This is a genomic window from Pseudomonas sp. PA27(2017) (assembly GCF_001945445.1).
In the GTDB taxonomy this organism is placed as follows: domain Bacteria; phylum Pseudomonadota; class Gammaproteobacteria; order Pseudomonadales; family Pseudomonadaceae; genus Aquipseudomonas.
The window spans coordinates 113,503-126,551 of sequence record NZ_MSXW01000014.1 but is presented as its reverse complement, the minus strand read 5'-3'; the positions used below and the strand labels follow the sequence as shown (position 1 = coordinate 126,551).

Annotated in this window: 13 protein-coding genes; 6 read left to right on the top strand and 7 right to left on the bottom strand. The window is 63.4% G+C overall.

Features of this window, described 5'->3' with window-relative positions; genetic code table 11:
* The first annotated feature begins 218 nt into the window (after positions 1-218).
* Positions 219-1,136, top strand: coding sequence for a sulfate adenylyltransferase subunit CysD (cysD, locus tag BVH06_RS07140; RefSeq protein WP_075929197.1), 918 nt, complete (start codon positions 219-221; stop codon positions 1,134-1,136).
* 12 nt (positions 1,137-1,148) lie between these two features.
* Positions 1,149-3,038: a sulfate adenylyltransferase subunit CysN gene (gene cysN / locus BVH06_RS07135; protein WP_075929196.1), complete on the top strand. Its 1,890-nt coding sequence runs from the start codon at positions 1,149-1,151 to the stop codon at positions 3,036-3,038.
* 113 nt (positions 3,039-3,151) lie between these two features.
* Here the strand turns inward: cysN and osmE are convergent, their stop codons facing one another.
* Together osmE and BVH06_RS26020 are read right to left on the bottom strand one after the other, a co-directional pair.
* Complete coding sequence (gene osmE / locus BVH06_RS07130) at positions 3,152-3,505, bottom strand: osmotically-inducible lipoprotein OsmE (protein WP_075929195.1); 354 nt, start codon at positions 3,503-3,505, stop codon at positions 3,152-3,154.
* A gap of 120 nt (positions 3,506-3,625) precedes the next feature.
* Entirely contained in the window at positions 3,626-3,760 is a 135-nt protein-coding gene (locus BVH06_RS26020) for a hypothetical protein (protein ID WP_256575144.1), read from the bottom strand.
* A 159-nt stretch (positions 3,761-3,919) separates the two neighbouring features.
* Here BVH06_RS26020 and BVH06_RS07125 point away from each other — a divergent pair, with 159 nt between their 5' ends.
* The gene (locus BVH06_RS07125) at positions 3,920-4,810 is read left to right on the top strand and encodes a triacylglycerol lipase (RefSeq protein WP_075933631.1); all 891 of its coding nucleotides are present in this window, start codon (positions 3,920-3,922) and stop codon (positions 4,808-4,810) included.
* Positions 4,811-4,852: 42 nt separating this feature from the next.
* Here BVH06_RS07125 and BVH06_RS07120 read toward each other — a convergent pair whose 3' ends face one another.
* From BVH06_RS07120 to dksA, 3 genes are all read right to left on the bottom strand, one after another.
* Positions 4,853-5,383 carry a hypothetical protein gene (locus BVH06_RS07120; RefSeq protein ID WP_075933630.1) on the bottom strand — a complete coding sequence of 177 codons (531 nt, stop codon included), beginning with the start codon at positions 5,381-5,383 and terminating at the stop codon, positions 4,853-4,855.
* A 52-nt stretch (positions 5,384-5,435) separates the two neighbouring features.
* Positions 5,436-6,323 (bottom strand): tRNA glutamyl-Q(34) synthetase GluQRS, encoded by an 888-nt coding sequence (gene gluQRS, locus BVH06_RS07115; RefSeq protein ID WP_075933629.1) that lies wholly within the window; start codon positions 6,321-6,323, stop codon positions 5,436-5,438.
* Positions 6,324-6,386: 63 nt separating this feature from the next.
* Positions 6,387-6,830: an RNA polymerase-binding protein DksA gene (dksA, locus tag BVH06_RS07110; protein ID WP_013792734.1), complete on the bottom strand. Its 444-nt coding sequence runs from the start codon at positions 6,828-6,830 to the stop codon at positions 6,387-6,389.
* A gap of 315 nt (positions 6,831-7,145) precedes the next feature.
* Between dksA and BVH06_RS07105 the strand changes: the two genes are divergently transcribed.
* Both BVH06_RS07105 and sfsA read left to right on the top strand, forming a co-directional pair.
* Positions 7,146-8,327 carry a pyridoxal phosphate-dependent aminotransferase gene (locus BVH06_RS07105; protein WP_075933628.1) on the top strand — a complete coding sequence of 394 codons (1,182 nt, stop codon included), beginning with the start codon at positions 7,146-7,148 and terminating at the stop codon, positions 8,325-8,327.
* A complete protein-coding gene (sfsA, locus tag BVH06_RS07100) occupies positions 8,317-9,027 on the top strand; it encodes a DNA/RNA nuclease SfsA (RefSeq protein WP_075933627.1) in 711 nt (236 codons plus the stop codon). Before BVH06_RS07105 ends, sfsA begins: the two co-directional genes overlap by 11 nt.
* A 97-nt stretch (positions 9,028-9,124) precedes the next feature.
* Here the strand turns inward: sfsA and BVH06_RS07095 are convergent, their stop codons facing one another.
* Positions 9,125-9,442 (bottom strand): Rieske (2Fe-2S) protein, encoded by a 318-nt coding sequence (locus tag BVH06_RS07095; RefSeq protein WP_075933626.1) that lies wholly within the window; start codon positions 9,440-9,442, stop codon positions 9,125-9,127.
* Between the two features lie 87 nt (positions 9,443-9,529).
* Positions 9,530-11,734: a TonB-dependent hemoglobin/transferrin/lactoferrin family receptor gene (locus BVH06_RS07090; protein WP_075933625.1), complete on the bottom strand. Its 2,205-nt coding sequence runs from the start codon at positions 11,732-11,734 to the stop codon at positions 9,530-9,532.
* Between the two features lie 199 nt (positions 11,735-11,933).
* Between BVH06_RS07090 and BVH06_RS07085 the strand changes: the two genes are divergently transcribed.
* The gene (locus tag BVH06_RS07085; RefSeq protein ID WP_075933624.1) at positions 11,934-12,995 is read left to right on the top strand and encodes a hemin-degrading factor; all 1,062 of its coding nucleotides are present in this window, start codon (positions 11,934-11,936) and stop codon (positions 12,993-12,995) included.
* Positions 12,996-13,049 lie beyond the last annotated feature (54 nt).

Here is a 13,049-nt window from a genome sequence, read left to right as displayed (position 1 = left end):
GCACCAGGGCATGTTCGGTGTTGCCATGGTGGCCTGCCAGTCCGCAGTCCTGGCTCCGGAGTCGCCACGAGGCGAGGTGCTGGTGCCTGTTTCACTGGAATAAACCTAGAGCGTTTCGATCTAAGCGGCGCCCTGATTAGAAGTAGGCGCTGTGCTAGAGTGCGCGCTCGTCCAAGGCCCGTCTGGCCTGAATAAATACCGTGACCTCGTGAGTAGCCATGCTCGACAAACTGACGCACTTGAAACAGCTCGAGGCGGAAAGTATCCACATCATTCGTGAAGTGGCCGCCGAATTCGATAACCCGGTGATGCTCTATTCCATCGGCAAGGATTCCGCCGTGATGCTGCATCTGGCGCGCAAGGCGTTCTTTCCCGGCAAACTGCCGTTTCCGGTGATGCACGTCGATACGCGCTGGAAATTCCAGGAAATGTATAGCTTTCGCGACAAAATGGTCAGCGAGATGGGCCTGGACCTGATCACCCACATCAATCCCGACGGTGTGGCGCAGGACATGAACCCCTTCACCTACGGCAGTGCCAAGCACACCGACGTGATGAAGACCGAGGGCCTCAAGCAGGCGCTGGACAAGTACGGCTTCGACGCCGCCTTTGGTGGCGCGCGTCGTGACGAAGAGAAGTCCCGTGCCAAGGAGCGCGTCTACTCGTTCCGCGACAGCAAGCACCGCTGGGACCCGAAGAACCAGCGTCCCGAGCTGTGGAACGTGTACAACGGCAACGTCAAGAAGGGCGAGTCGATCCGCGTGTTCCCGCTCTCCAACTGGACCGAACTGGATATCTGGCAGTACATCTATCTGGAACAGATCCCGATCGTGCCGCTTTACTTCGCCGCCGAGCGTGAGGTGATCGAGAAGAACGGCACGCTGATCATGATCGATGACGAGCGCATCCTCGAGCACTTGAGCGATGAGGAGAAGGCGCGCATCCAGAAGAAGAAGGTGCGTTTCCGCACCCTGGGTTGCTACCCGCTGACTGGCGCGGTGGAATCCGAGGCGCAAAGCCTGACCGACATCATCCAGGAAATGCTCCTGACCCGGACTTCCGAACGCCAGGGCCGCGTGATCGATCACGACGCCGCCGGCTCGATGGAAGAAAAGAAACGTCAGGGCTATTTCTGAGGATCACCCACCATGAGTCACCAATCCGATTTGATCAGCCAGGACATTCACGCCTACCTGGCTCAGCACGAGCGCAAGGAACTGCTGCGCTTCCTTACCTGCGGTAACGTCGATGACGGCAAGAGCACCCTGATCGGGCGCCTGCTGCATGACTCCAAGATGATCTACGAAGATCACCTGGAAGCCATCACCCGCGATTCGAAGAAGAGCGGCACCACTGGTGAGGAAGTCGACCTGGCGCTGCTGGTCGACGGCCTGCAGGCCGAGCGCGAGCAGGGCATCACCATCGATGTCGCCTACCGCTATTTCTCCACCGCCAAGCGCAAGTTCATCATCGCCGACACCCCTGGCCATGAGCAGTACACGCGCAACATGGCCACCGGTGCTTCGACCTGCGACCTGGCGATCATTCTGATCGACGCCCGTTACGGCGTGCAGACCCAGACCAAGCGACACAGCTTCATCGCGTCCTTGCTGGGCATCAAGCACATCGTCGTGGCCATCAACAAGATGGACCTCAAGGACTTCGACCAGGGCGTGTTCGAGCAGATCAAGGCCGACTACCTGGCCTTCGCCGAGAAGATCAACCTGCGTCCGAGCACCCTGGAGTTCGTGCCCATGTCGGCGCTCAAGGGCGACAACGTGGTCAACAAGTCCGAGCGCTCGCCGTGGTACACCGGCCAGTCGCTGATGGAAATCCTCGAGAGCGTCGAAGTGGCGGGCGACCGCAACTTCGACGACCTGCGTTTCCCGGTGCAGTACGTCAACCGTCCGAACCTCAACTTCCGCGGTTTCGCCGGCACCCTGGCCAGCGGCATCGTGCGCAAGGGCGACGAAGTCATCGCGCTGCCGTCGGGCAAGGGTAGCCGGGTCAAGTCCATCGTCACCTTCGAAGGCGAGCTGGAGCAGGCCGGCCCGGGCCAGGCCATCACCCTGACCCTGGAAGACGAGATCGACGTATCGCGTGGCGACATGCTGGTGCACGCCGACAACCGCCCGCAGGTAGTCGACACCTTTGACGCCATGCTGGTGTGGATGGCCGAAGAGCCGATGCTGCCGGGCAAGAAATACGACATCAAGCGTGCCACCAGCTACGTGCCGGGCTCGATCGCCAGCATCACCCACCGGGTCGACGTGAACACCCTGGAGCAGGGCGCGGCGAGCAGCCTGCAGCTCAACGAGATCGGCAAGGTCAAGGTCGCGCTGGATGCGCCCATCGCCCTGGACGGCTACGAGCACAACCGCACCACCGGTGCGTTCATCGTCATTGATCGCCTGACCAACGGCACCGTAGGCGCTGGCATGATCATCGCCGATGCCAGCAGCGGCGCGCACCATGCCGACAGCGGCCACGTGTCCACCGAGGAACGTGCTGCGCGCCTCGGCCAGCAGCCGGCTACCGTGCTGTTCAGCGGCCTGTCCGGGGCTGGCAAGAGCACCCTGGCCTACGCCCTGGAGCGCAAGCTGTTCGACATGGGGCGTGCGGTCTATGTTCTCGACGGCCAGAACCTGCGTCATGATCTGAACAAAGGCCTGCCGCAGGATCGTGCCGGCCGTGCCGAGAACTGGCGTCGTGCAGCCCATGTGGCGCGTCAGTTCAACGAAGCCGGGCTGATCGCCCTGGCCGCGTTCGTGGCGCCGGATGCCGAAGGGCGTGAGCAGGCCAAGGTGCTGATCGGTGCCGAGCGGCTGATCACCGTCTACGTGCAGGCCTCGCCGCAGGCATGTGCCGAGCGTGATCCGCAGGGGCTGTATGCGGCAGCTGGCGACAACATCCCGGGCGAGTCTTTCCCGTACGATGTGCCGCTCGATGCCGACCTGGTCATCGACACCCAAAGCGTGTCGGTGGAGGACGGCGTCAAGCAGGTGCTGGCCGTACTGCGCGCTCGCGGCGCCATCTAAAACCTGTTTATGGCCAACTGCACTTCGGTGCAGCTGCGCTAGAAGCAGGTTTGCTGGCCATAAAAAATGCCCGCTCTCTCACGAGGCGGGCATTTTCATTTCAGCTCTGACGATCAGATGCCGTGACCACGGGCGCGCTCGCGCTCGTTGATCTCCATCTGTTCGCAGGTCAGGAAGCCTTTGCTTTCCACACGGTCAGCCGAGTTGAAGGCGACGTAGTAGGGCTGCTCCTTGCCATCCTTGTTGAGGATGTAGTTGTTGCAAGTACCGGGGGCGATGGTGCGGTTTACTTCCGAAGAGGGTGGGCCACCCAGTTCCAGCACGGTGGACTTGCTCATGTCCTTTTCCACCTGCTTGACCAGCGGTTCGTTGCGGAAGGTGAAATGGTCGACCGGATTCTCGGGCTTGCCGGCACAACCGGTCAGAACGGCCAGTACGCAGGCGGCACCCAGGCTTTGCTTGAACATGGTTAATTTCCCTTGTGATGAACCAGACCATTTTTCTGAGCCTGGGCCAGGGAATTAAGTTCGGCTTAAATCACCGCGGCTTGTGCAGGTCGTTTTCAGTGAGCTTGCCGGCCGCTGGTCTTATCGCTTGCAGGCGGACTGCTGCTGGCTGCTGTCGACGGCTTCGCCCAGAATGGGGGCCGGATGGCGGCTGGGCAATGCCAGTGCCTGGGCGCTGAGCAGGCTCAGCAGCAGGGTGATGGTCAGGGCTTTCATGGTGTACCTCGTCTCGCTATGTTCGGTGTTTCACGGAACCATGCTAGGGGCGAGGCAGTCAGGGATGAAGTCGAATGGCTCGATAGTGGCCATCGACCGTCATGATGCGTGTTGCGCGTGACCATCGACTCGGACAAGGACGCCCCAATGGAGACTGAAATGGGTCATCGTGCAGTTCCCCGTTATCCACTGGTGCTGGTGCCCGGCATGCTGGGTTTCGTCAGCTTGTTCGGTTTCGAATACTGGTACGGCATCACTACCGCGCTGCGTAACCAGGGCGTGGACGTGTATCCGGCGCGCCTGTCGCCGGTGCATGCAACCGAGCTGCGCGGCGAGCAGCTGATTTTGCAGATCGCCGAGGCGCGGCGGCGCAGCGGTGCGGAAAAGGTGCACCTGATCGGCCACAGCCAGGGTGCTCTGGTGTGTCGCTACGCTGCCGCACATCGGCCGGAATGGATTGCCTCGGTCACCTCGGTGGCAGGCCCCAACCAGGGCTCGGAGTTGGCCGATCACCTGGAACGCAAATACGCCACGAATGGCCTGAAAAGCCTGCTGCTGCGCATGGGCACCCATATGCTGGCGCGGCTGTTCACCTTGCTGGACAGCGGCGCGCGCGGCGCGACGATGCCCATCAACGCCATCGCTGCCCATCGCTCGCTGACCACCGAGGGCGTGGGCATCTTCAACCATCAGTACCCGCAGGGTTTACCCCCGACCTGGGGCGAAGACGGGCCCGAGGAGGTCAATGGCGTGCGCTATTACTCCTGGTCCGGCACCCTGCAGCCGGGCATCACCGACCAGGGTGGCAACCGACGTGATCCGTCGAACTGGTTCTGTCGCCGTTTCGCCCGCGCCTTCGTGCGTGAGGCCGGGCAATGCGACGGCATGGTCGGGCGGGTCAGCTCGCACCTGGGCAAGGTGATTCGCGACGACTACCCGCTCGATCACCTGGACATCGTCAACCAGCACTTCGGCCGGGTCGGCGAGGGTGTCGATCCGGTCAGCCTTTACATCGAACACCTGCGTCGGCTGCACGAGGCGGGTCTGTAACGCGACGCGACCTGGGTCGAACGAAGCGATATCCGGGAGGCTTTATTCCGCCTGAGCAGCCTTCAGCGCTTCGTAAGCTGGCGCCGCGTAAATGCCGATTTCTACTGCCAGCTCCAGCACTCGAGGCAGGTCGGTGGTGTAAACCAGCACGGCCTGCAACTCGTCATCCAGCGGTTCGCTGAAGTCGACCAGCGTGTAGCCCTGGGTTTCTTTCGACAGGCTGCCGAGCTGCACCTGGATGCGGTTCAGGGCCTTGAGCGGTTCGACTTTCTTCAACTGCTTGGCGGTCAGCACGAAGCTCACTTCGGGCCCGAACGACTCGGTGATCTGGCCGAACAGCGCTTCGTAGCTGTCGGCCTGGAACAGTACGGTCTCCGGCAGGTTGCCGACCACCATCCACTCGCCCAGGGGAATGGGGAAGCTGTCGTCGTAATTGATGTCCGAATTGGCCGCCAGGAAGGCGGCTGGGTCGACATAGGCCTGGGCCGCTTCGTCGGCGATGCGGCTGATTTCGTTCTGAGGCAGGCAGCCCGAGCTGATTTTGCCGATGAGTTCTTCGAGCTGGGCGCGCATGGCGATTTCCTGATGATCACGGTGGGTGCGCAAGGCTGCCCGTTAGCGGCGTTCAGCGCAACTGACTTTCCGCCAGGTTGCGGGTACGGGGAATGAGGCCGGCGTCCCAGTACCTGGCGCTCCACTGCAGCAGTTCTTCGGCGCAGGCGTCGGCCAGCTCGTCGGGCGCGGGCTGACCCAGGGCACGTAATGCGCGGATCAGCAGTGGCGTGGCCTGGTCGCCGGGCAAGGGCGGCGAGCGGTAGGACTTGCCGAGCTTGTGGCCGTCGGGCTGGATGATCAGCGGCACGTGCAGATAACGCGGCTGGGAGAAGCCGAGCAGCTCTTGCAGGTAAAGCTGGCGTGGCGTGGAGTCGAGCAGATCGGCGCCGCGTACCACGCTGTTGATGCCCTGCCAGGCATCGTCCAGCACCACGGCGAGCTGGTAGGCGTAGAGGCCGTCGCGGCGGCGGATCACGAAGTCGCCGACCTCGCGGCCCAGGTGCTGGCTGTACTCGCCCTGCACGCGATCGGTGAAGCGGTAGGTCAGCTCGGGGACGCGCAGGCGGATGGCTGCGTCATGGCGGGCGTGCCCGGCATTGCGGCAATGACCCGGATAGATGCCGCCGCTGCCCTCGAGTTGCTTGCGCGAACAGGTGCAGGCGTAGGCCAGGCCCTGGTCGAACAGGCGTTGCACCAGCGTTTCGTATTCGCCGTGGCGATCGCTCTGGCGCACCAGCTCGCCGTCCCAGTGCAGGCCATAGCGCTCCAGGGTCTGCAGGATGGCGGCCTGTGCACCAGGCACTTCCCGGGGCGGGTCGAGGTCTTCCATGCGCAGCAGCCAGCGGCCGCCAGCGGAGCGGGCATCGAGATAGGAGGCGAGGGCGGCGACCAGCGAGCCGAAGTGCAGGTAGCCACTGGGTGTGGGCGCGAAGCGACCGATATAGGCGGGTTTAGGCATGGCGGGACGTTTGTGCGGGGCGAAACGAAACGGGGCGCCTGAGCGCCCCGTCTGTGGATCGACTCAGGAGCCGACCTGTTTTTCCTTGATTTCCGCCAGGGTCTTGCAGTCGATGCACAGGGTGGCGGTAGGGCGCGCTTCCAGGCGACGAATGCCGATCTCGACACCGCAGGAGTCGCACCAGCCGTAGTCCTCGTCTTCGATCAGTTGCAGCGTCTCGTCGATCTTCTTGATCAGCTTGCGCTCGCGATCACGGGCGCGCAGCTCCAGGCTGAACTCTTCTTCCTGGCTGGCGCGGTCGGCTGGGTCGGGGAAGTTGGCCGCTTCGTCCTGCATGTGATGCACGGTACGGTCGACTTCCTGCATCAGCTCAAGCTTCCACTTGTTCAGGATACTGGTGAAGTGGGCGCGCATCGCCTCGCTCATGTACTCCTCGCCCTTGGTTTCCTTGTAGGGTTCGAAGCCACGAATCAATTGGCCGTTTGTTGCTTTTGCTTTGGTGGGCATGGATGACCGCCTCTCACTCTCTCTAATCCACTGCGCAGGGTATGTGTCCGTTGCCGTTTACAATAACGGCCCTGCGACTGCAAGCGGGCGAACTTACCAGATCGACTCAAGCCGCGCCACTCCCGGATGTCGCGGTTGTGCGTCTGGTTTCCAGCCGGCCCTGCCTGGGTTTCGTGGTGAGCCTGAGGAGCCACCCCGTGGCGGATGCCAAAGCCTGCAATCGCAATGTAAACACGTATTTCAGTGGCGCGTTGGCACGGTATGACACAGCGCCCCTGATAGAATTCCACCTTTATCGTTTCCCGGGGCATTCCCATGGCACAGCCTTACAGCGCCCGCAGCCGCGCGATCGAACCCTTTCACGTGATGGCCCTGCTGGCGCGCGCCAATCAGTTGCAGGCCGAGGGCCATGACGTCATTCACCTGGAGATCGGCGAGCCGGATTTCACCACCGCCGCGCCCATCGTGGCCGCCGGCCAGGCGGCGTTGGCTGCCGGCCATACCCGTTACACCGCAGCGCGCGGCTTGCCGGCATTGCGTGAGGCGATCGCCGGCTTCTACGCGCAACGCTATCGATTGAGCATAGACCCCCAGCGCGTTCTCATCACGCCGGGCGGCTCCGGTGCACTGCTGCTGGCAGCGAGCCTGTTGGTCGACCCCGGCAAGCACTGGCTACTGGCCGACCCGGGCTACCCTTGCAACCGGCATTTTCTGCGCCTGGTCGAAGGGGCGGCGCAGTTGGTGCCGGTCGGCCCCGAGCAGCGTTATCAGCTCACACCGGAAACGGTTGCCGAGCACTGGAATGCCGACAGCGTCGGCGCCTTGCTCGCCTCGCCGGCCAACCCGACGGGCACGCTGCTGAGCGCCGCCGAGCTCGCTGCCCTGTCCCAGGCGCTGAAAGTCCGTGGCGGGCATATGGTGGTCGACGAGATTTACCACGGCCTGACCTACGGCGTGGACGCCAGCAGCGTGCTGGAGGTGGATGACGAAGCCTTCGTGCTCAACAGCTTCTCCAAGTACTTCGGCATGACCGGTTGGCGTCTGGGCTGGCTGGTGGCGCCCGAGGCGGCGGTGGCGGACCTGGAGAAACTGGCGCAGAACCTCTACATCAGCGCCCCGAGCATGGCCCAGCATGCTGCGCTGGCCTGCTTCCAGCCAGAGTCGATGGCCATCTTCGAGGAACGCCGCGCCGCCTTTGCCCAGCGCCGCGACTTTCTGTTGCCAGCATTGCGCGAACTCGGCTTCGGCATTGCCGTCGAGCCCGAGGGAGCCTTCTATCTGTACGCCGACGTGAGCGCCTTTGGCGGCGATGCCTATGCCTTCTGCCAGCACTTCCTGGAAACCGAGCATGTGGCCTTCACGCCGGGATTGGACTTCGGTCGCCACCAGGCCGGCCACCATGTGCGTTTCGCCTACACCCAGAGCCTACCGCGTCTCGAAGAAGCCGTCGCGCGCATCGCCCGTGGCCTGAAGAGCTGGCAAGCCCATGCAGTTTGATCCGCCCCTCGAAGAGGCCCGGTTGCTGCGCCGCTACAAGCGCTTTCTCGCCGATATCGAGACCGCTGGCGGCGAGCTGCTGACCATCCACTGCCCGAACACCGGCTCGATGCTCAACTGCATGAGCGAAGGCTGTCGGGTATGGTTCAGCCGCTCCAACGACCCCAAACGCAAACTGCCCGGCACCTGGGAAGTCGGTGAAACGCCCCATGGCCGGCTGGCCTGCATCAATACCGCGCGGGCCAACGCGCTGGTCGAAGAGGCCCTGCGTGCCGGGCGAATCCCCGAGCTGGCCGGCTTCAGCGCGTTGCGCCGCGAGGTGCCCTACGGTGTGGAGCGCAGCCGGGTCGACTTCTGCCTCGAGTACCCGAGTGGCGTGGCCTTCGTCGAAGTGAAAAGCGTGACCCTGGGGTTTGCCGACAGCCGGGTCGCTGCCTTCCCGGATGCGCGCACCGAGCGTGGCGCCAAGCACCTGCGCGAGCTGGCTGCCCTGGCGCGCAGTGGCGTGCGCGCCGTGCAGCTGTATTGCGTGAACCTGTCGGGCATCGACGCCGTGCGCCCAGCCGAAGAAATCGATCCGGCCTATGCTGCTGCGCTGCGCGAGGCGGTGCGTGCGGGCGTTGAGGTGCTGGCCTATGGGGTGGATATTTCGCCTCAGGGGATCGAGGTGGTACGCCGTCTGAATGTGCTGCTGACTTGAGAGCGTTCCCGGGGATCGCTGCGCTCGACCCGGGCTACGGGGCGGCGTCGCTCTTGTAGCCTGGCGTTGAGCGAAGCGATACCCAGGGTTATTGGTGCTACAGATCGACCCAGATCCCTTCGCCATTCTCGCAGCTGTCGATAGGCCGCAGCGTTTGCCCCTCGCACGGCCCTGCCACGCACTCACCGGACTCGATCAGAAACAGCGCGCCATGCCGGGCGCACTGAATCAGGCTGGCGCTGGGGTCGAGAAACTGGTCGGCCTGCCATTCCAGCGGCACGCCCCGGTGCGGGCAACGGTTGCGGTACACGAACACCTCGCCGCCCTTGCGCACGGCGAGCAGCTGCATGCCTTCAACATCGAAGCCCCGGCTCTGAGCTTCCGGCAGCTCATCGGGGGCGCATAGACGGATCATCGAATTCTCCAGGCCAGGGCGGGTGATTATCCCGCATCGGCCTGGGGATGGAAGGGGCGCGCGTCCGTGCGCGAGGGGCTTTTGGGCTCAGATTTCCCAGATCACGTTGAAAGCCGCGTGGCGACCTGGCTGGGAGTAGCGGCCAAGGCTCGAGCTGTTCTCGGTGAGGCTGCGCACGTCGCCCCATTGCCAATATTGCTTGTCCGTCAGGTTGAACAGCCCGGCATTGACCGACACGCCAGCGCCGATGTTCCAGTACGCGCTCAGATCCAGCGTGCCGTAACCCGAGGGTTCGTATTGATTGGCGATCTGCGTCTGATCGACGCGCTTCTTGGCGGCCGCCAGCGTCCAGCTCAGTTCGCCGCCGTACTGCCCGCTCGGTGCATCGTAGCCGAGGCCGAACACCGCCTTGAGCGGGTCGATGCTGTTGATCGGCTGGCCGGATGCCTCATCCTTGCCGCGGGCGTAAGCGATGGCGCTGCGCAAATGGCTGCCAGCCGGCAGACCGAGGCGATCCAGGCGCAGTTCGCCACGCGCCTCGGCACCCCGAATGGTCACACGGTCGAGGTTCTGGTACTGGAACGTCATGCGGCCCGCGCCCGTTGGATCGTTGGGCAGCGTGACCTGCTCGATGAAGTCGTCGTAGTGGTTGTAGAAGAGCGCGATGCCAAAGGCGCCGGCGTCGTACTGACCGCGCAGGCCGATTTCGTAGCTTTCGCTGGTTTCCGGCTTGAGGCTGGGGTTGGCGATGGTCTGATAATTACGGGCGAAGTTGATGAACTCGCCAAAGATATCCACCGGGTTCGGTGCGCGAAAACCCGCTGCGTATTGGCCGTAAACACTATGGGCGTCATCGATGCGATAGGTGATACCGAGCTTGGGAGATAGCGCCTCGTCGCGATAATCAGCCGGGTTGCGGTTGATCGGCTGGCTGTTCAGGTAGTGAGGCGTAACCTCGGGCTTCATCTTGTAATGGTCGTAGCGCAGGCCGGGCAGCAGCGTCCAGCGGCCGATGTCGATGGTGTCCTGCACGAAGAAGGCGTATTCGGTCGAGGTGGGCTCGGGGAAGTCGCTGAGCGGGAAGCTTTCATCGCCGGGGATGGCCGGGACGGGCAAACCGGTGCTGGCGAATGCTTCGCGGCCCTTGCGCAGGTCGCTGCTTTCCAGGCGTTTGAAGTCGACGCCATAGATCAGGTGGTGGCTTGCTGCTCCGGTGTCGAAGGCTTTGTCGAGCTTGGCGTTGAACGCCCACAGGTCTTCCTGATAGGTCGAGTCGCGGCTGCGCTCACGCAGGCTGCCACCGCTGAACCGCTGCTGGAAAGTGCGCTGGCGAATCTGGCTTTCCTGATAACTCAATTGCCATTCGGCGCTGTCGCTGATGGCCGTATCCAGGGCGAAGCTGTGCTGCAGGCTGAGACGCTGGCGGTCGGTATTGTCGGTCGCGTCGGAGGTGCGAACGGTGGCCGTGGTGCTGTATTCGCTGAGCACCCGGGTATCGGCATCGTCTTCGTAGCGCTCATAGGTCAGTTGCAAGCGATCATTGTCGAGGTAATTCCAGCCGAGCTTGGCGAGCAGATTGTTGGCGGTGTAGTCCTGAGGGTTGGCTTCTTCCCGTGCTGCCCCGATTCCGCCGCGGCCACCGAAGGTGTCGAGCGCCTGGCCGTCACGTCGGCCCAGGTGCAGCAGGCCATCGACCTGGCCCTGGCGTGCGGCGAACGTGGCGCTGCGCGACCAGCTGTCGTCGGCACCATCGTAGCCGGTCTTGAGTCGTGCGTAGGCGTCATCACCCGCGTCGAGATAGTCGGCGGCATCCTTGGTCAGGAAGCTGACCGCGCCGCCAATCGCATCACTGCCATATAGCGAGCTGGCTGGGCCGCGAATGATCTCCACGCGCTTGAGCGTATCAGGGTCGACGTAGTTGCGCCGCGCGTCGAGGAACGGGCCGAAGGCGAATGCATCGGGCATCGGCACACCATCCACCTGAGTGAGGATGCGATTGCCGCCGATGCCGCGAATGGTGAAGCCTGCCAGGCCGAACCGACTACCCGTACCGCTGACCGACACCCCCGGCTCGTAACGAACCAGATCCCTGATGTTCTTCACGTTCTTGCGATCTACATCCCGCGCGCTGATGACCGACACCGTATTGGGGACGCTGTCGGTGCTCTGCTCGATGCGCGTTGCGCTGATCGTGGTTTTCTCCAACTGCAGGGATTGCGCGCCAGCAAATGCAGGACTGAACAACAAAAAGGCCAAGCAGGAGCGAAGTGGGAAGGGCGGGGTAGGCGACATGCGATTCTCCTGTCATGTCGAGAGGCGAAGGAAAAGGACGCCGCATTAGATGGTAGTGATTATCGTTTGTAAACAGGATTGACTGGCGGTTAAGATTATTTAATGTTTGCTGGGTTTTACTCTCCAACCCAGCCGTTTACCCTTCCGGTCTATGGTTTTTCCTCGCCTGTTCAGCGGGCCTTGCAAGGGAGTTGAAGTGATGAGCGATCAGTCCGTGGCCGGGGCAGGCCTGTATGCCGCCTGGCAGAGCCTGCGTGCCGAGCAGCCGCACCTGCGGGCCCGGGATGCGGCGGCGAAGCTGGGCGTCAGCGAGGCCGAGCTGACCGCCAGCCGCCTGGCTGTGGATACCGTGCGCCTGCGCCCTGACTGGGCAACGCTGCTGCCCGCGCTGGGCGAGCTTGGCCACGTGATGGCGCTGACCCGCAACGAATCCTGCGTGCATGAGCGCAAGGGCATTTACCGCGAGGTGACGATTGCCGGGAATGGTCAGATGGGCCTAGTGGTGTCGCCGGATATCGACCTGCGCCTGTTCCTCAGTGGTTGGGCCAGCGTCTTCGCCGTGGCCGAGCAGACGCCGCGCGGCGTGTTGCGCAGCGTCCAGGTGTTCGATCACCAGGGCACCGCGGTGCACAAGGTCTACCTTACCGAACACAGCGAGCTGGAAGCCTGGGAGCCGCTGCTCGCGCGTTTACGCGATGAGCAGCAAAGCAGCGAACTGGCGCTCAAACCGATGCCGACTCCTACGACTGTTCAGCCGGACGCCGCCATCGACGGCGACGCCTTGCGCGCCGGCTGGGCGGCACTGAAGGACACCCACCATTTCTTCGCCCTGCTGAAGAACCACGGCGCGGCACGCACCCAGGCGTTACGCCTGGCCGGCCGTGAATGGGCCGAACCGCTGGCGCCCGAGGCGCTTGCGGGGTTGTTCGAGCGCGCGGCAGCCGGCGACGTGCCGATCATGGTGTTCGTCGGCAACCGTCACTGCATCCAGATCCATACCGGGCCGGTGAGCAACCTGAAGTGGATGGACACCTGGTTCAACGTGCTCGACCCGCAGTTCAACCTGCACCTCAAGACCGGCGACATTCACGAGCTGTGGCGCGTACGCAAACCGAGCAGCGACGGCGTGATCACCAGTTGGGAGGCGTTCGATGCCAGCGGTGAGCTGATCGTGCAGGTGTTCGGCGCGCGCAAACCGGGCGTGCCGGAGCGCGAGGATTGGCGTCTTCTGGCCGAGCAGACACCCGCCCTGCCAGCCTGACGCTACACTGCCAGCCTCGGTCGCCCCTATATTCGGACGGCCGATACGAATCCG

Excerpts from the sequence above, each read along its gene's own strand:
- cysD (WP_075929197.1), top strand. The coding sequence starts at position 219 with ATGCTCGACAAACTGACGCACTTGAAACAGCTCGAGGCGGAAAGTATC.
- cysN (WP_075929196.1), top strand. The coding sequence starts at position 1,149 with ATGAGTCACCAATCCGATTTGATCAGCCAGGACATTCACGCCTACCTG.
- osmE (WP_075929195.1), bottom strand. The coding sequence starts at position 3,505 with ATGTTCAAGCAAAGCCTGGGTGCCGCCTGCGTACTGGCCGTTCTGACC.
- BVH06_RS26020 (WP_256575144.1), bottom strand. The coding sequence starts at position 3,760 with ATGAAAGCCCTGACCATCACCCTGCTGCTGAGCCTGCTCAGCGCCCAG.
- BVH06_RS07125 (WP_075933631.1), top strand. The coding sequence starts at position 3,920 with ATGGGTCATCGTGCAGTTCCCCGTTATCCACTGGTGCTGGTGCCCGGC.
- BVH06_RS07120 (WP_075933630.1), bottom strand. The coding sequence starts at position 5,383 with ATGCGCGCCCAGCTCGAAGAACTCATCGGCAAAATCAGCTCGGGCTGC.
- gluQRS (WP_075933629.1), bottom strand. The coding sequence starts at position 6,323 with ATGCCTAAACCCGCCTATATCGGTCGCTTCGCGCCCACACCCAGTGGC.
- dksA (WP_013792734.1), bottom strand. The coding sequence starts at position 6,830 with ATGCCCACCAAAGCAAAAGCAACAAACGGCCAATTGATTCGTGGCTTC.
- BVH06_RS07105 (WP_075933628.1), top strand. The coding sequence starts at position 7,146 with ATGGCACAGCCTTACAGCGCCCGCAGCCGCGCGATCGAACCCTTTCAC.
- sfsA (WP_075933627.1), top strand. The coding sequence starts at position 8,317 with ATGCAGTTTGATCCGCCCCTCGAAGAGGCCCGGTTGCTGCGCCGCTAC.
- BVH06_RS07095 (WP_075933626.1), bottom strand. The coding sequence starts at position 9,442 with ATGATCCGTCTATGCGCCCCCGATGAGCTGCCGGAAGCTCAGAGCCGG.
- BVH06_RS07090 (WP_075933625.1), bottom strand. The coding sequence starts at position 11,734 with ATGTCGCCTACCCCGCCCTTCCCACTTCGCTCCTGCTTGGCCTTTTTG.
- BVH06_RS07085 (WP_075933624.1), top strand. The coding sequence starts at position 11,934 with ATGAGCGATCAGTCCGTGGCCGGGGCAGGCCTGTATGCCGCCTGGCAG.